Here is a 16962-nt window from a genome sequence, read left to right as displayed (position 1 = left end):
GCGCTGGTCTGCAACCTCTCCGGGAGGCTTCATGTCTGTCGCGGCTCCACCCACGCATGCAGCGGCGAGAGCCGTCGCCGCCACCAAGATCTACGGCTCGGGCGACACGGCGGTGCGCGCACTCGACGCCATCGACGTGACGTTCGAGCAAGGCCAGTTCACCGCGATCATGGGTCCGTCGGGATCAGGGAAGTCCACCCTCATGCACTGCATGGCAGGGCTCGACCGGGTGACCGAAGGGCAGGTGCTGATCGGCGAGGTCGATCTGTCGACGCTGTCCGAACGCGATCTCACGCTGCTGCGCCGCGACAACGTGGGGTTCGTGTTCCAGGCGTTCAACCTGGTCCCCACCCTGACCGCCATCGAGAACATCATGCTGCCGATGGATCTGGCCGGCAGCGCGGGCGATTCCGACTGGGTCGACGAGGTGGTCAGCGCCACCGGGCTGGCCGACCGCCTCAAGCACCGGCCCAGCGAGCTGTCGGGCGGCCAGCAGCAGCGCGTGGCGGTGGCACGGGCGCTGGCCGGCCAGCCGCAGGTGATCTTCGCCGATGAGCCCACCGGCAACGTCGATCTCAACACGGGCGCCGAGATCCTGGGCTTCATGCGCAACGCCGTGGACGAGATGGGGCAGACCATCGTGATGGTGACGCACGACGCAGTCGCGGCCTCATACGCCGATCGGGTGGTGTTCCTCGTGGACGGCAAGATCGTCGACGAGCTCGTCGACCCCACACCCGAGCGCATCCGCGCCCACATGAACCAGCTCGGCGCTTGATACATGCTGCGACTCGGCATCAAATCGCTGCTCGCGCACAAAGTCCGCTTTGCGCTGACCGCGAGCACCATCGTGATCGGCGTGGCCTTCGTGGTGGCGTCGTTCGTGACGGCCGATTCGCTGCGCTCGGGCTTCGACCAGCTCGCTGAGGACATCAACACCGGCACCGACTACACGGTGCGCGGCGAGCTGCCGTTCGGCGAGATCACCGAAGCCGTGGCACCAGCCGTATCCGCCGACCTCGTCGACGACATTGCCGCAGTGGACGGCGTGGAGATCGCCAAGGGCGGCCTGTTCGTCAACGGCGTGATCCCGGTGGACGGCAACGGCGAAGCCGTCACCACGTTCGGGCCGCCGGTGGCGGGCACCAACTGGCTCGAAGACGAGTCGCTGTCGCAGTTCTACCTGATGGAGGGCCGCTGGCCCGTCGGCATCGGCGAGTTCGCCATCGACATCACCACCTTCGAAGACGACGGCTACGACTTCGAGCTGGGCGGCACCTACCAGGTGGTCACGCCCACCGGTCCGCGTGAGTTCACCCTGACCGGCGTGGCGCAGTTCGGCTTCCCCGAGAACGCCGGCGTTGGCGCCATCTTCTCGCTGTTCGACACGGCGACAGCCCAAGAGATTCTGGGCTTCCCCGGCGAGTTCACCGTGATCAGCGTGCGGGCCGAAGCAGGGGCCGACATCGCCGAGCTGCAGACCCGCATCGAAGCCGTGCTGCCCGACGGCGTCGAGGTGATCACCGCAGCCGACTCCGAAGAGGAGTTCAGCGACGCCACCGAGACCTTCATTGGGCCGTTCCAGACGATCCTGCTGGTGTTCGCGTTCATCGTGCTGTTCGTGAGCACGTTCATCATCTCCAACACGTTCAACATCGTGCTGGGTCAGCGGGTGCGGGAGCTCTCGCTGCTGCGAGCCGTGGGTGCCACGCCCGGGCAGGTGCGCATGTCGGTGCTGACCGAGTCGGCGATCATCGGCGCAGTCGCCTCGGTGGCCGGGCTCGGTCTGGGCATGCTGGGCGCATTGGGTCTGAAAGCCCTGCTGAACTTCTTCGGGGCGTCGCTGCCTGACGGTCCGTTGCCCCTGGTGCCGCGCACCGTGCTGTGGGCCGTGGTGGTGGGTGTGGGTTTCACCGTGCTGGCGTCGCTGGTGCCGGCCATCAAGGCCTCGCGCATCTCGCCGGTGGCGGGCCTGGCCGAGGGCACGAGCAGCGACGAGGGTGCCAGCCTCGGCTGGCCCCGGTTGGCAAGCGGCGGTGTGCTACTGGCCATCGGCCTGGTGGCGACTGGCCTCGGCCTGTTCGGCGACTTCGACGGCGCGACGCCGCAGCTCAGCACGCTCGGCGCCGGTGCCGCGGTCACCTTCGTGGCAGTCTCCGTGCTGAGCCCGCTGGTGTCGCGGGCAGTGGTGTCGCTGCTGGCGCGGCCGCTGGAGTGGATGATGCCGATCTCGGGCCGGTTGGCCCGTGCCAACGCCGCTCGCAACCCGCGGCGCACCTCCGCCACGGCGGTGGCGCTCACGATCGGCCTGGCGCTGGTGACCATGGTGTCGATCGTGGGGCAGTCGCTCAAGGTGTCCTTCGGCGACCGCCTGGCCAACGCATTCACTGCCGACTTCATCGTGACCGCCGACACGCAGGCCGGGCTGCCGAAGACGCTCAGCTCCGACATCCGCGCCGCCGGCATCGGCACTCCGGTGGGATTCGATCTCGACCTCGTGCAGATCGACATCGGCGACTCACAGGTGGAGACCCAGCTGACCGCGGCCCGCGTCAGCGACTTGGAAGCGGTGATCAACATCGATGTGATCGAGGGCAGCTTGGACGGCTTCGATCCCCAGACCGGATTGCTGATACAGAGCGACGTAGCCGCAGATGACAACCTCGGGCTCGGCGACACCGTCGAACTGACTTTCGTCAGCGGAGACCGTGCCACGGTCAGCGTCGCGGCCATCTTCGACGGCAACGGGTTCTGGAGCAGCTGGTTCATCGACAGCGCGTTGTATGACCAGTTCGCGACGACCGCGTTCGACGACGTCGTGATGGTGCAGTCGGCTATCGACGACCCCGAGGCCGCCCGCGCGGCTATCGACGACGTGCTGGACAGCTACCCGCAAGCTGTGCTCGAAGACCGGCAGGAGTTCCAGGAGAGCATCGAGTCGAGCCTGAACACCGTGCTCGTGCTGGTGAACGTGTTCCTGGGCTTCGCCCTGCTGATCGCGCTGATCGGCATTGTGAGCACGCTGACGCTGTCGGTGTTCGAGCGCATCCGCGAGATCGGGCTGCTGCGGGCGGTAGGCATGACCCGCCGCCAGATGCGGCGCATGATCCGCTGGGAGGCTGCCGCCGTGTCGCTGTACGGCGCTGTGGTGGGCGTGGTGCTGGGTGCAGCGTTCGGCATGGCCACCTCGGCGGCGATCCCCGAGGACATCATCGACACCATCGCGGTGCCCTACCTGCAGCTTTTCATCTTCCTGGTCATCTCGGTGGGGTTCGGGCTGATCGCTGCGCTGTTCCCGGCATTCCGGGCCAGCCGGATGAACGTGCTCGACGCGATCGCAGACGAGTAACGCTGGTCGGACAGGTGCGGGGCAGGTGAAGCAGTGCTGAAGCTCGCCCTGCGGAATCTGCTCGACAAGAAGATCCGCTTCGCGCTCACCACGCTGTCGGTGGTGACCGGCGTGACGTTCGTGGTGGGCACGTTCGCGCTCACCGACAGCCTGCGCTCGACCTTCGGCGACCTGGCGCAGGACATCGCCGGCGAGACCGACCTGACCGTGCGGGCCGCGCAAGAGATCGGCAACGAAGCCGACCGCCCGACCATGCCGGATTCGCTGCTCGACGAGGTCGCTGCGATTGACGGCGTGGTCGAGGCCTCGGGCACGGTGCAGGCGCGCAACGTGGTCATCGTGGACGGCGAGGGCAACGCCATCAGGCCCCAGGGTCCGCCGGCGCTGGGGATGAACTTCTCGTCGCGGGTCTTCTTCCTCATCGAGGGCGAACCTCCGGACGGGTCCGGGGAATTCGTCGTCGACGCGACGACGGCGACGAACAACGACCTGCGGGTCGGCGAGACCTACGACATCAACGGGCCGGTTCGCTCGCAGCCTTTCGAGCTGGTCGGCATCTTCAACTTCGGATCGCCCGACACCAACACCAGCCTCGGGCAGACGATGTCGGTGTTCGACACTGACACCGCCCAGGAGTTCCTGGGCTTCGGCGACCGGCTGGTGGAGATACGCGTGCTCGTGAACGCCGATGTCGCCGAGGTCCGCGCGGCAATCGGCGCGACGGTGGGTGCTGACTACGAGGTGATCACCCAAGAGATTGCCGCCGAGGAGCAGACCGAGCAGTTCCAGGCTGTCCTCAACATCTTCACTTCGATCCTGCTGGTGTTCGCTTTCATCGCGGTGTTCGTGTCGGCGTTCATCATCAACAACACGTTCCAGATTGTCGTGACTCAACGGGTGCGCGAGATCGGGCTGTGGCGGGCTATCGGCGTGACGCCCAAGCAGGTGTCGCGCTCGATCGTGGTCGAGTCGGCGATCGTGGGGTTGCTCAGCACGGCCATCGGCATTGCCGTGGGCATGCTGGTCAGCCTCGTCATGCGGGCAGCCATCCGTGCGAGCGGCTTCGGCCTGCCGTCGGGGCCGCTGGTGCTGCGGCCGCGCACCGTCGCGCTGGCATTGGTGATCGGTCTGGGCGTCACGATGATCGCCTCGATCGTGCCTGCCATGCGGGCGCGCCGCATCACGCCGATTGCCGCTCTGGCGCATGACTACCGCATCGAGCGCAGCGGGTGGCGCCGACGGGTCGCCGTGGGCGGAGCTGTCACCGCCGCGGGCGTGGTGTGCCTGGCGCTGGGCATGGCCGGGGTCGGCAGCACCGCCGCGGTGCTCGCACTGACGGGCATCGGCGCACTCGTCACCTTCGTGGGCCTCAACGTCGCCAGTCCGGCGATTGCGCGGCCGGTGGTGCGCGTGCTGGGACGGCCCATCCAGGCACTGTTCGGGATGCCGGGCCGGCTGGCACGTGAGAACGCGGCCCGCAACCCTCGGCGCACGGCGTCCACCGCCGGCGCCCTCATGATCGGCGTGACGCTGATGGCGACGACGTCGGTCGTCGGCGCCTCGGTGAGCAGCACGATCGCCGATGTCCTCAGCGACGCCGTGCGGGCCGACTACTTCGTCCGCAGCGAAGCATCGCCGTTCGATCCTGCGACTGGCTTTCCGGCGCAGCTTCTCGACGACCTCGAAGATCGCGACGAGATCGAGAGCGTCGTCGGCTACCGGGTGGCTTTCGGCGGGATGGTCGTGGACGGCGACAGCCGTGATGTGGTCACTGCCGACTTCGACACGGTGGAGCGTCACATGGACGGCGACGTGATCTCGGGGTCGATCACCGGTGGTGATCCGCTCACCGGCATCGCGCTGCACGTCGACCCCGCCGGGGATCTCGGCGTCGCCGTCGGGGACACGCTCGAGGCGACGTTCCCCGACAATGAGACCGTCACGTTGACCGTGACAGCGATCTTCGCCGACGCGGCCATCTACGGCAACTGGCTCATCGACAACGCCTTGTGGGAGCAGCATTTCGGCCGGCGTGACTACCGCTTCGGCACTGCACTGGCTCATACTGGCCACGCCGAAAGCAGCCAGGTCGCGCTCGCCGAGGTGGTCAACCGCTATCCCGGCGTGATCGGGGAGAACCGGGACGAGTTCCGGGAGGCCAACCAGAGCCTGGTCAACTCGATCTTCGCCGTGATCACGGTGCTGCTGGGCCTGTCGTTCGTGATCGCGCTGATCGGCATCGCCAACACGCTGGCGCTGTCGGTGTTCGAGCGCACCCGCGAGATCGGCCTGCTGCGAGCCGTGGGCATGACCCGGCGCCAGCTGCGGCGGGCCGTGCGGTGGGAAGCGGCGATCGTCGCCACCTTCGGCGGCCTGATGGGCGTGGTGGTCGGCACAGTGCTGGGCGTGGCCGGATCGCTGGCCACGCCGGACTCGTTCATCACCACCGTCGATGTGCCGTATGGAACGCTGGCCATCTACATCGTGGTGGCGGGGCTGGCAGGTCTGCTGGCCGCAGTGCTGCCGGCCCGCCGCGCCGGGCGCATGCACATCCTGGACGCGATCGCCCACGAGTAGCCGGCCTGTTCTGGGCGTCGTTTCTAGAATGCCGCGATGAAGTGTCCTGCGTGCGCCACTGAGGTCCCGCAGGGCGCACGCTTCTGTCATACCTGCGGCAACCTGCTCGTCTCTACCGAGGAGCGCCGCGTCGTCACGGTGCTGTTCGCCGACCTGGTCGGGTTCACCTCGATGAGCGAGGCCGCCGACCCCGAAGAGATCAAGCATCTGATCGACCAGTGCTTCCAGCGGCTCGTGGCCGACGTGACCGCGTTCGGGGGCACGGTCGACAAGATCATCGGCGACGCGATCCTGGCTTTGTTCGGCGCGCCCACGGCGCATGAAGACGACCCTGAGCGGGCGCTGCGGGCCGCGTTCCGCATGCAGCGCTCGCTGGAGGCTTTCAACGCCGAGCGCAATCTCGACCTGCGGATCCGCATCGGCATCAACACCGGCGAGGTGCTGGTGGGGGCGCTGCGGGCCGGCGGCGACTACACGGCCATGGGCGACACGGTGAACATCGCGAGCCGCCTCGAAACGCTGGCCGAGGCGGGCGAGGTGCTGGTGGGGCCGACCACGCAAGCAGCCACGGCCAGCATCGTGAACTACACGCCCCGGGGCGAGATCGGCCTGCGCGGGCGTGACGAGCCCGTGCCCGTCTTCCTGGCCAGCGGCGAGCTGGCGCCGCCCGGCCGCCACCGCAGCGCCACGATCTCGCCGCTGGTGGGGCGCGATCTCGAACATGCCCTGCTGGAGACCGCGATCGACACCGCGGTGGCCCGCCGGCGGGCAGGGCTGTGCCAGATCGTGGGCGAGGCCGGCATGGGCAAGACCCGCCTCGCCCGTGAGGCCGCGCACGGCGCCACCGAGCGCCATGACGCCATGGTGCTCGAGAGCATGGCGCTGCCCTACGACGAGACCAACCCGCTGCGCTGCCTGGGCGACGCCATCGCGACCGCAGCAGGGGTCAAGGCCGGCGACTCGACCGTGCAGGCCACCCGGCGCGTCTCGTCGCTGGTGGCCGATGTGCTGCGGCCCACCAACGGCAACGGCGAGAGCCAGATAGTCAACTACGAGGAGATCGACGAGATCACCGACGTAGTGCTCGCCGTGCTCGGGCGGGTGGGCAGCGGCGACCCTGCCGAGATCGAGTGGCGCGCCGAGGCCACCTTCCGCTCCCTGCGCCGCTTCCTGGGAGCGATGACGCGCCGCCAGCCCGTCGTGCTGCTGCTGAGCGACGTGCACTGGGCCGAAGAGCGACTGCTCAGCGTGCTCGAGCAGCTGCTGGCAGCACTGGCCAACCAGCCGTTCGTCGTGATCACCACGGCCCGCTGGAACGTGGACGAGCAGCGCTGGACGGTGCCGCCGGGCCGCCACAGCACGGTGGTGCTGAACCTGGATCCGCTCAGCCGAGAGGCCACCGCCGAGCTGGCCGCCGAGCTGCTGGGCGGCAGCGCTCCCGCCTACCTGGCCGATCAGCTCTACGAGCGCAGCGGCGGCAACCCGTTCTTCCTGGAGGAGATGTGCGTGCTGCTGCGGGAATCGGGCGTGGTGGGTCCTGGTGCTCGCCCCGATCATGAGGAGCGCTCGCTGGCCGAGATGCCCGACACGCTGCGCGGCCTGGTTGCCGCCCGTCTCGACACGCTGAGCTCGCCCGAGCGGCGGCTGGTGGACGCCGCGTCGGTGCTCGGCGGCGGCGGCTCCACCAGCGAGCTGCTGGAGATGACGGCGGCCACGAATCCCGACACCAGCGCCGACAGCGACGCTGCCACCTTCCAGCGGCTGGTCGACAAGGACATCTTCACCAGCGAGGCAGACGTGTGGACGTTCCGCAGCGACGTGGTGCGTGACGTGGCCTACAGCATGCTCACCAAGACCGACCGGGCCGAACGGCATCTCGATGTCGCCTTGTGGCTGGCGCAGAACCGCGACGACCCTGCCAGCGACTCGGTGGGCGTGATCGCGGATCATTTCGCCTCGGCGGTGGAGCTGGGCGCCGATGCCGGCCAGCCGGCTGGGGCCAGGACCGCTGATGGCCCCGACGTCTTCGAGGGCGGCATGACCGAGGTGGCCATCGAGTGGCTGGGCCGTGCCGGCAAGTGGGCTGCTGCGCGAGACAGCCACTACGCCGCGGCGCAGTTCTACCGGCGCGCCATCGAGATGCTCGGCGATGCCGACCCGCGCCTCATCGACATGGCGCTGGGCCGGGCGTCTGCACGCCTGCGGCTGGGGGAGCTGCACGGCGCCCATGCCGATGCCGAGCTGGCCCGTGCCCTGGCAACGCTGAACGGCAACCGGCTCGCCGCAGCGCATGGACTGCGGGTGCTGGGCGAGGTGGCGCTGGCCGGTGACGAGCACGCGGCGGCCGACAAGCTGCTGGCCGATGCGCTCGACCAGTTCCGCACCCTGGGCGAGGTGCGTGAGGCGGCTGAGTCGCTGCGGCTGCGGGGGCTGGCCTCGCTCCGAGCCGGCGAATATGCACGTGCCGACCGCTATATCAACGAGGCCAACGGCACGTTCGGGCACTTGGGCGACGAGAGCGGCGTGGCCTGGTGCCTGCAGAATCTGGCATGGCTGTCGTTCGAGCAGGGCTTGATCGACGAGGCCGGCGATCGCATCACCACCGCCATCGAACGGTTCGGAGATCTGGGCGACACGGTCGGCCTGGCGACGGCTGAGGGGCTTCTGGCGTTCCTGCGTTTCCATGCCGGCGACCGCGACGAGGCCGAGGAGCTGGCGACCTCGGTGCATGCGATTGCCCACGAGCGGGGCGAGCGATTCACCGAGGCCATGATGGACCTGCTGCTGGGCTCGCTCGGCCTGTGGTCGGGCCGGGCCGCGGACGCTGTCGAGCGGGCCAAGGCTGCCGAGCAGGTGTTCCGCGACGTGCACAGCGATTTCGGCGAGGTGCAGGCGATGGGGCTGCTGGGCCGGGCCTACGCGGCCGTCGGCGAACTGCAGCGCAGCCGGGCGATGCTGGCCGAATGCCTGCAGCGGGCCAACGACATGCCGGGCCAGCCGCTGGAGGGATTCGCCCGGGCGGTGCGGGCCGGTGCCGCGGTGCAGATGGGCCAGCCGGAGATGGTCAGCGAAGACCTCGCGCGTGCGGGCTGGGAGCAGTCGGCTGATCAGCGGCAGCGAGAGCCGCGACGGGGCCCCGATCAAACTGCGGTAATCGGCCAGCGTGATCTCGACGTCTCGCTGGGGCTGGCGCTGGCGCAGCTCGGCCAGGCGGAGGACGCCATCGCTGCGCTCGAGGCCGTGCCGACGGCCGACTTGCCGTCGACCTACCTGCACTCGTGTCTCGCCATCGCCTATGCCACGGCCGGGCGCACGGTTGACGCACTCGAGCAGTCGCGCTTCGCCATGGCCAGCGGCACCGGCACCTACGTCGACGTGCGCAACGCCCTGGTGGCACGGGCGCTGGCGCACGCCCGCGATGCCGACCTGCCGGCGATGGAAGCGGCGTTCGAGCAGGTGATGCTCCTCACCGACGCCACCGACAGCCGGCTCAGCCAGACCGTGGTGCGGCTGGCCCGTGCCATCGGGCATGAGTGCTTCGATGCGCCCGACACTGCTGCGCTGCGCTCAGAGGCAGAGGTGGGGATCGCGCAGCTCGGGGCGCGACCGAGCGGCTGGGAGACGGCGTTCCGGCTTGCCGCCGGCTTGGAGGCCGCGGCGCCGGTCATCACCGGCCCGCTGCCCGAGGCCATTCCGTTCCCGGGACTCATGGACAGTTAGCCGCCAGGGCAGATCGGCACGGCAGATCAGCAGGGCAGGCCGGTAATCTCGGCCCGTGTCACGGGTGCTGATTGCCAAGCTCGGCCTCGACGGGCATGACCGCGGGGTCAAGGTGGTGGCTCGCATGCTGCGGGATGCCGGCTTCGAGGTCATCTACACCGGGCTGTTCCAGACGCCCGAGAGCGTGGTGGCCGCAGCCATCGACGAGGACGTGGACGCCATCGGGGTGTCGATGCTGTCGGGCGCCCATGAGGCGCTGATGCCGCTGGTGGTGGAGCGCCTGCGCGAGGCCGGCGCCGAGAGCATCCCGGTCATCCTGGGCGGCATCGTGCCCGACGGCGACCTTGAGTCGATGCGCGAGGCGGGCGTGGCGGCAGTGCTCACCCCCGGCGCCACCGCCGACGAGGTGGTGGCCGCGGTGAACGAGGCCATCGAGCGATCCCGCCGCGCGAGCCATGAGTCTCCCGGGGCGCCGGCTAGGTAGTCAGCGGGCCATGAGCGGTAGATTGCCCACGGCGTCGAGTTGAGGGCAGGGGCTCATGGACAAGATCGGTGTGGTGGGCTGCGGCCTGATGGGGTCGGGCATCGCCGAGGTTGCGGCCCGCAACGGGTGCGATGTGAAGATCGTGGAGGTCAACGAGGATGCGCTGACCGCCGGCATGGCCCGCATCGAGAAGAGCCTGAACCGGGCTGTCAACGCCGGCAAGCTCGACGATGCCGGGCGGGAGTCGGCGCTGGGCGCCATGTCGTTCGGCCTCGATCTTGACGAGCTGGCGGATCGTGAGTTCGTGATCGAAGCGGTGGTCGAGTCTGAGCCGGCCAAGCTGGACGTGTTCGGCCGGCTGTCCAAGGTGCTCGACGATCCCAATGCCGTGATGGCCTCCAACACGTCGGCCATCCCGATCATGAAGCTGGCCATGGCCACCGATCGGCCGTCGCAGGTCATCGGCATGCACTTCTTCAATCCGGTTCCGGTGATGGGACTGGTGGAGGTCATCTCGTCGCTGCTGACTGCGGAGGAGACGGCCGAGCGCTGCCGGTCGTTCGCATCGGAACGGCTGGGGAAGCGGGTGGTGGACAGCCAAGACCGGGCCGGGTTCGTGGTGAACGCCCTGCTGATCCCTTACATCCTGTCGGCCATCCGGATGCTCGAATCGGGCTTCGCTTCCACTGAGGACATCGACGCCGGCATGGTGCTGGGCTGCAACCACCCGATGGGCCCGCTGGCCCTGTGCGACCTGATCGGCCTCGACACGACGCTGGCGGTGGCCGAGTCGCTGTATGAGGAGTTCCGCGAGCAGCTCTACGCCCCGCCGCCGATGCTCAGCCGAATGTGCGACGCTGGGCTGCTGGGGCGCAAGACCGGTCGGGGCTTCTACACCTACGGATGAATGTGCCAGTCGGCATCGATGCCGCTGCGGTCAGCGAGTGGTTTGCCGCCCATGTGCCGCAGGCCGCTCAGCCGCTGCGTTTTGAGCTGATCGCCGGCGGGCATTCGAACCTGACCTACCGGGTGCACTGCGGCGACGGCTCGTCGGTGGTGCTGCGTCGGCCGCCCCTGGGCCATGTGCTGGCCACGGCGCACGACATGAGTCGGGAGCACAGGATCATCTCGGGTGTGGGGCAGACCGAGGTGCCGGTGCCCCGGGCGATCGCGCTGTGCGCGGATGAGACCGTGAACGAGGCGCCGTTCTACGTCATGAGCTACGAGGAGGGGGCGGTGCTGCATTCGGCGGATGAGGCGGCGCTGGTGCCTGACGGCGAGCGTGTGCCGCTGAGCCGCCGAGTTGCCGATGTGCTGGCTGCGCTGCACGCGATCGAGCCCGACGATGTGGGGCTCGGCGATCTGGGGCGGCGGGAGGACTACCTGGGGCGGCAGCTGCGTCGCTGGAAGCGCCAGTGGGAACAGTCGAAGACTCGTGAGCTGCCGATCATGGACGAGGTCGCTGCGGAGCTGGAGGCTCGCAAGCCTGAGCAGGTCGGCTCGGCGATCGTCCATGGCGATTACCGGCTGGGGAACATGTTGTCGGGTTCCGGTGACATCGTTGCGGTGCTCGACTGGGAGCTGTGCACGCTCGGCGACCCCATGGCCGATGTGGGCTACCTGATGAACAACTGGGTGTCGCCCGATGAGGTGTCGGCGGGCTCCTCGGCGCCCACGCAGGCGGGCGGGTTCGCTTCCCGCAGCCAGATGCTGGATTGGTATGCCGATGCGTCGGGGCGTGACCTGTCGCAGGTCGATTACTACCGCGCGTTCTCGTACTGGCGTCTGGCTGCTATATCGGAGGGCGTGCTCAACCGGTACCTGCACGGGGCGATGGCAGACGCCGAGGAAACCGACACCGATCAGTTCCGTGAGAACGTCGATTTCTTGTCGACCAGCGCAGCCGAACGCCTCGCCGTTCGCTGATGGCTGAACCGGATCTGCCCGTCGAACCAGCAGACGAGGCAACATCAGGGCGGCCGGGGTGCCTGCTGGTCGGTATTGCGGGCGCGGTGGGGGCGCTTATCGGGGCGCTGACCGCTGGGTTGCTGCTGGTGATCGTGCTGGCGGGCGATGACAGCGCCCCTCCCGTCGCCGCCGGTGGCGGCGTCGGCTCGCAGGCACCGGCGACATCCGCAGGTTCGGGGGAAGCTGAGGAGGCAACCGCCGGGGCAGTTGCGACAACTGCGGCGGCGGTCGGGAACGTCACGGCGCCGGTGGCGAGCTTGGACGAGGCTCTGCAGAACAGTCCCGATGTCGAGGGCGATTCGTACTTGGCGCAGTTGCTGGCGGGCGGGGTTACCGGCGCAGGCGCGCCGCTGGGAGACCGTCTCGCGCACATCAACGTGAAGGCCGTGCTGGAAGCCGTGCAAGAGGCGGTGGTGATTGTCGATGTCACGACGCTCGACGGCGGCGAAGGGGGAGGATCTGGCTTCATCGTGGACGCTGACGGTCTGATCGTCACCAATGCCCATGTCGTCGAAGACGCTGGCGACATCGAGGTGCGGTTCTTCGGCGGCGAGCGCACGCGGGCCGAGGCCATCGGGGTCGACACCACCCGCGATCTGGCCGTGCTGCAAGTAGAGGTCGGCAATCTGCCGACGGTTCCGTTGGGCTCCAGTGCGGGTGTCGAAGTCGGCGACGAAGTGATCGCCATCGGCAATGCCATCGGCATCATCGGCGAGCCGACCGTCACCGCAGGGATCGTGTCGGGCTTGAACCGCTCGATCCCGCTGGAGGACAACAAGCGCCTGGTGCGACTGATCCAGACCGACGCGGCCATCAACCCGGGCAACTCGGGCGGGCCGTTGGTGAATGCGGCCGGTGAGGTCATCGGCATCAATACCGCCATCGCAGGCGGCTTCGTCGAGGGCATCGGCTACGCCGTGTCGATCGATCATGCCCGTCCCGTCATCGACCAGTTGCTCGAGGGCATCGTGCAGGCGCGGGCGTTCTTCGGCGTGAGCCTCGTGTCGGTGGACACGCTGGTCGAGTGGCAGGAATCCCAGGGCTACCCCGACCTCGAGGATCTGGGCGATGCGGGACCTGAGACGGTCGAGCCCGGCCAAGACACGGACGACGCGCCGCCGGATGTTCAACTGCCGCCGGGGGTGACCTCAGGCGCGGTGGTCGTGATCGTGGTGGAGGGCGAGGCGGCCGATGCGGCGGGCATCGTGGTGGGCGATGTGATCGTGGCGTTCAACGGTGTGAGGATCGAGAGCAGCCTGGACTTGGTGACCGAGATATTGGCGCTGGTGCCCGGCGACTCAGCAGAGGTGACGCTGATCGGATCTGATGGGTCTCAGCGCGTCATCGAGGTGACGCTCGGTTCGTTCCCGACCGACGACGAGTAGTCGGGCGCGTGTCACAGCGGTTCGCGATACTGCGGGGGCTGAACGCAAGGAGAGCACGATGAGCCGAATCTTCGATACCGGGACCGACGACATCGCTGTCGAGATCACCGACGGCGTGATGACGATCACGCTGAACCGCCCCGACCGTCGCAATGCGATGTCGACGCCGATGATGGACGGGCTCGTCGCTGCCATTGCCGATGCCGAGGTGGCATCAGACGTGGGGGCGCTGGTGCTGACCGGTGCCGGCGGTGCGTTCTGTGCCGGCGGCGATGTGAAGGGCATGGCGGCGGCCGGTGGCGAGGGCGGCGGCAGCCCGCTGCAGTACGACGCCCGGGTGCACAACCAGCGCCGCAACCAGCGCGATACCTCGGGGAAGCTGTACGAGATGCCCAAGCCGACCATTGCGGCGCTGCCGGGGGCGGCTGCTGGGGCTGGCCTGTCGATGGCGCTGGCGTGCGACCTGCGGTATGCGGCGCCCAACGCGATCATGACCACCGCGTTTGCCCGGGTGGGGTTCAGCGGCGACTACGGCGGCACGTGGTTCATGTCTCGGCTGATCGGCTCGGCCAAGGCGCGTGAGCTGTACTTCCTGTCCGACCGGGTCGACATGGATCAGGCGGTGTCGCTGGGCCTGGTGAACGGGGTGTTCCCCGCCGAGAGCCTGATGGACGAGGTAGGCGCGATTGCCCGGCGGCTGGCCAACGGCCCGACCGTGGCGTACCGGTACATGAAGGAGAACCTGAACCGGGCGGTTCATGGCGACATGGGCGAATGCTTGGACATGGAGGCGGCGCACCACATCCACACCGGCCAGACCGACGACCACAAGGAAGCGGCGCAGGCCTTCGTGGAGAAGCGCGAGCCGGTGTTCCACGGTCGTTGATCCTCTAACAACCGTTCGATTTCTGCGATTGGCGGCGCTGGCTGAGCCGTACGCTGGTACGGGTGCGGAACGAGGTCGAACCAGGTCAGGTTGATCTGGCGCGCGTGCCGCAGGTCGGACGGGTTGGGTCAGACGCTCCGGCCGAGTCGGGTGAGCCGGTGGGTTCCCGAGTCAGGTCGGCGGGTACCCCGGTTATCGAGCGTCGCGATGTCGAGACGGGTCAGCAAAACGGCCTGTCCACGGCACCCCGTCCCGCCACGGCGACTCGTTCGGCCGCTGCGATTCGTCCGGCCACGGCAGCTCCTCCCGTCCTCGCTGCAGATCGGCAAGTTCCTCCGACGCCTCCGCAAGCACGCGAAGCGGTGTCTGGTCGAGCATGGCGGGCACTTGCGGTTGCCTCGATGGGCACAGTGCTGGTGGGCTTCAACAGCACCGCTTCCAACTTGGCATTGGCGCCGATCCGGGACAGTTTCGCCGGTGCGACTGCGTCCGACGTGGGTTGGGGAGTCGCCGGATTCATGATCTTCACGGCCGCCTCCCTGCCTTTGGCGGGCCGGCTCGCGGACCGGATCGGGCGCAAACGCATCTTCCAGATCGGGCTCGCGATGTTCGTCCTCTCGGCGGTCTTCTCTGCAGTGGCACCTACGGTGTGGACGCTGAACGGGGCCCGAGTGATACAGGGCATTGCGGGTGCTGCGATTCTGCCGTCCTCATTGAGTCTCGTGCTGCCGCTGTTTCCCGAATCGAGGCGGACGACCGCAGTTGGACTCTGGTCAGCATCGGGTCCGTTGGCAGCCGCCATCGCACCGCAGGTGTCCGGGTTGTTGCTTGCAGCAGCGGGCTGGCGTGTGCTGTATTTCGTGAGCGCTCCTGTGGCGGCCCTGCTGTTCGTATTGGGGTTGCGCATGCTGACGGAATTGCCCACGCCGCCGACACGCCAGCGACTCGACATCATGGGCGCTACCGCCTGCACGGTGGCACTGCTGGCAATCGTGACCCCGCTCCTGCAGGGCAAGGAGTGGGGATTCCTCTCATTCCGGGCCCTCGTGCTGGTCGGCGTCGGCGTGATTGCGCTGTCGGTGTTCATCGCCAACTCGCTGCGTCATCCCGAGCCGTTGCTGAACCTGCACCTGTTCAGGCGGCGCGGGGTGTGGGTGACGCAGTTGTCCAACTTCCTCGTCGGCCTCTCGTCGCAGTCGCTGTGGCTGCTGTGGCCGCTGTTCTTGCGCGGTGTGTGGAACTACGACTTCGCGGCCGTCGGGCTGGCGCTGACCATCGCGCCGATTACGGCCGGCATCTCGACGATCCTGTTCAGCCGATTGGGAGAACGCTGGCCGGCCATCAGGTTCTGCCAGGCCGGGGCTGCCCTGCAGATCGCTTCGGTCGGTTGGTTGGTCCTGACGCTCGGGATCCAGCCGAACTACTGGTTCGTGATGGCGCCCAGCATCTGCATGTTCGGCACGGGCTGGGGCATGTGCGTGCCGCTGCTCAACAGCGTGGCGCTCAAGGCAGTGTCTGAGAAGTACTTCGGCGAGATCAGCGGTCTGTTCAACACGCTGCGCTACGCGTCCGCTGCGATCGGCATCGGAGTGTTGTTCGCCTTGCTCACGGACGATTCCGGTCCTGACTCGTTGATCTACTACCAGCAGGTTGCGGTGTTCTTCCTGGTCGCAGCCAGCGTGGCCTTCCTCTCGTTGTGGATCCCGATCGGGCGACCGGACCAGTCAGGTCGCTAGCCGTAGCTCGTGGCCAGCTGATGCCTGTCGCGCGACGATCAGCGGCCTGCCGTGTTGGGTGCTGCGGCCCGTCGCGTGGCGCTTCGCGGCCTGCTGCGCTGTTGGCTCTCGCCGGACGGCCGGGCGTCTCGAGACTGCGTTCGCGCTCCGCGAACGAACTGCTTCGCCGTGTTGAGCGAGTTGATGACCGGCTTCTCTGTGCTATTCGGCGTTGATGCTGGGCGAGTTTGTCTGGCACTCTGAGCGACGGTGTCGTTGGATCAGATGCTCCGGCTGTTCGCGGTGGCTGCGCTGGTGTGCAATATCGCGACGCTGAGTCTGGCGGTCGTGCGGCTCCGTGGCCGCGAATCGGCCGGCCGTGGCGTGGTCGGTGCCCGGGCGGTGGTGGGAGTTGCGGCGCTGCTTGCGTTGGGTGCCACGCTCGGTTCGCTGTACCTGTCCGAGATTGCGGACCTGGAGCCGTGCCGCTGGTGCTGGTTCCAGCGCATCGCCATGTATCCGCTGGCGCTCGTGCTGGTGGTGGGCTGGTTGCGGCGGGACCGCGGGGTTCACCTGTACGGGCTGCCGATGTGCCTGGCGGGCGCTGCGATGTCGACGTGGCACTACCTGCTGCAGCACTTTCCCGATCTTGAGGGCGCCACGACGTGCAGCCTGACCAGCCCGTGCACGGTCCGGTACGCGTGGGAGTTCGGGTTCGTGTCGATCCCCTACATGGCCGGCAGCGTGTTCGTGCTCGTCGGTGTGCTGTTGAACATGTCGCGCCACCGCGCCTGATGCCGCAAGCGCCTTCCGTCGCCGGCATCATTCGCTCCCGTTCGTTGTCGGCCGTCAGCCATTCTTCGCGCCTGAACATGAGG

The 16962-nt window shown here is 68.1% G+C and carries 11 protein-coding genes; all 11 read left to right on the top strand.

All coding sequences use genetic code 11. The annotated features are described in order from the left end of the window. Window positions 1–31: 31 nt before the first annotated feature. The 11 genes from ACOGXD_RS04325 (at window position 32) to ACOGXD_RS04275 (ending at window position 16879) form a co-directional block, all read left to right on the top strand. The gene (locus ACOGXD_RS04325) at window positions 32–778 is read left to right on the top strand and encodes an ABC transporter ATP-binding protein (protein WP_419916690.1); all 747 of its coding nucleotides are present in this window, start codon (window positions 32–34) and stop codon (window positions 776–778) included. Window positions 779–781: 3 nt separating this feature from the next. Then, on the top strand, window positions 782–3349 hold the full coding sequence (locus tag ACOGXD_RS04320; RefSeq protein ID WP_419916689.1) for an ABC transporter permease: 2568 nt from the start codon (window positions 782–784) through the stop codon (window positions 3347–3349). 33 nt (window positions 3350–3382) lie between these two features. Next, window positions 3383–5926 carry an ABC transporter permease gene (locus ACOGXD_RS04315; RefSeq protein ID WP_419916688.1) on the top strand — a complete coding sequence of 848 codons (2544 nt, stop codon included), beginning with the start codon at window positions 3383–3385 and terminating at the stop codon, window positions 5924–5926. Window positions 5927–5962: 36 nt separating this feature from the next. Further along, window positions 5963–9646, top strand: a complete 3684-nt coding sequence (locus tag ACOGXD_RS04310; protein ID WP_419916687.1) for an adenylate/guanylate cyclase domain-containing protein — start codon at window positions 5963–5965, stop codon at window positions 9644–9646. A 55-nt stretch (window positions 9647–9701) separates the two neighbouring features. Further along, complete coding sequence (locus ACOGXD_RS04305; protein WP_419916686.1) at window positions 9702–10130, top strand: cobalamin B12-binding domain-containing protein; 429 nt, start codon at window positions 9702–9704, stop codon at window positions 10128–10130. 55 nt (window positions 10131–10185) lie between these two features. After that, window positions 10186–11037, top strand: a complete 852-nt coding sequence (locus ACOGXD_RS04300) for a 3-hydroxybutyryl-CoA dehydrogenase (protein WP_419916685.1) — start codon at window positions 10186–10188, stop codon at window positions 11035–11037. Further along, entirely contained in the window at window positions 11034–12056 is a 1023-nt protein-coding gene (locus ACOGXD_RS04295) for a phosphotransferase family protein (protein ID WP_419916684.1), read from the top strand. The genes ACOGXD_RS04300 and ACOGXD_RS04295 overlap by 4 nt, the downstream gene beginning before the upstream one ends. Then, window positions 12056–13483 carry a S1C family serine protease gene (locus ACOGXD_RS04290; protein WP_419916683.1) on the top strand — a complete coding sequence of 476 codons (1428 nt, stop codon included), beginning with the start codon at window positions 12056–12058 and terminating at the stop codon, window positions 13481–13483. Before ACOGXD_RS04295 ends, ACOGXD_RS04290 begins: the two co-directional genes overlap by 1 nt. A gap of 58 nt (window positions 13484–13541) precedes the next feature. Then, on the top strand, window positions 13542–14369 hold the full coding sequence (locus ACOGXD_RS04285) for an enoyl-CoA hydratase-related protein (RefSeq protein ID WP_419916682.1): 828 nt from the start codon (window positions 13542–13544) through the stop codon (window positions 14367–14369). 401 nt (window positions 14370–14770) lie between these two features. Beyond that, window positions 14771–16105, top strand: a complete 1335-nt coding sequence (locus ACOGXD_RS04280; protein ID WP_419916681.1) for an MFS transporter — start codon at window positions 14771–14773, stop codon at window positions 16103–16105. 249 nt (window positions 16106–16354) lie between these two features. After that, on the top strand, window positions 16355–16879 hold the full coding sequence (locus ACOGXD_RS04275) for a disulfide bond formation protein B (protein WP_419916680.1): 525 nt from the start codon (window positions 16355–16357) through the stop codon (window positions 16877–16879). Window positions 16880–16962: the final 83 nt, after the last annotated feature.

This window comes from Candidatus Poriferisodalis sp., assembly GCF_965204125.1.
Lineage (GTDB): Bacteria > Actinomycetota > Acidimicrobiia > Acidimicrobiales > Poriferisodalaceae > Poriferisodalis.
The sequence above is the reverse complement of the archived record's forward strand: the minus strand, read 5'-3'. Positions and strand labels throughout refer to the sequence as shown.

Bases quoted from the DNA above. Each gene is read 5' to 3' on its own strand.
- ACOGXD_RS04325 (WP_419916690.1), top strand. From the start codon at position 32: ATGTCTGTCGCGGCTCCACCCACGCATGCAGCGGCGAGAGCCGTCGCC.
- ACOGXD_RS04320 (WP_419916689.1), top strand. From the start codon at position 782: ATGCTGCGACTCGGCATCAAATCGCTGCTCGCGCACAAAGTCCGCTTT.
- ACOGXD_RS04310 (WP_419916687.1), top strand. From the start codon at position 5,963: ATGAAGTGTCCTGCGTGCGCCACTGAGGTCCCGCAGGGCGCACGCTTC.
- ACOGXD_RS04300 (WP_419916685.1), top strand. From the start codon at position 10,186: ATGGACAAGATCGGTGTGGTGGGCTGCGGCCTGATGGGGTCGGGCATC.
- ACOGXD_RS04295 (WP_419916684.1), top strand. From the start codon at position 11,034: ATGAATGTGCCAGTCGGCATCGATGCCGCTGCGGTCAGCGAGTGGTTT.
- ACOGXD_RS04290 (WP_419916683.1), top strand. From the start codon at position 12,056: ATGGCTGAACCGGATCTGCCCGTCGAACCAGCAGACGAGGCAACATCA.
- ACOGXD_RS04285 (WP_419916682.1), top strand. From the start codon at position 13,542: ATGAGCCGAATCTTCGATACCGGGACCGACGACATCGCTGTCGAGATC.
- ACOGXD_RS04280 (WP_419916681.1), top strand. From the start codon at position 14,771: ATGGGCACAGTGCTGGTGGGCTTCAACAGCACCGCTTCCAACTTGGCA.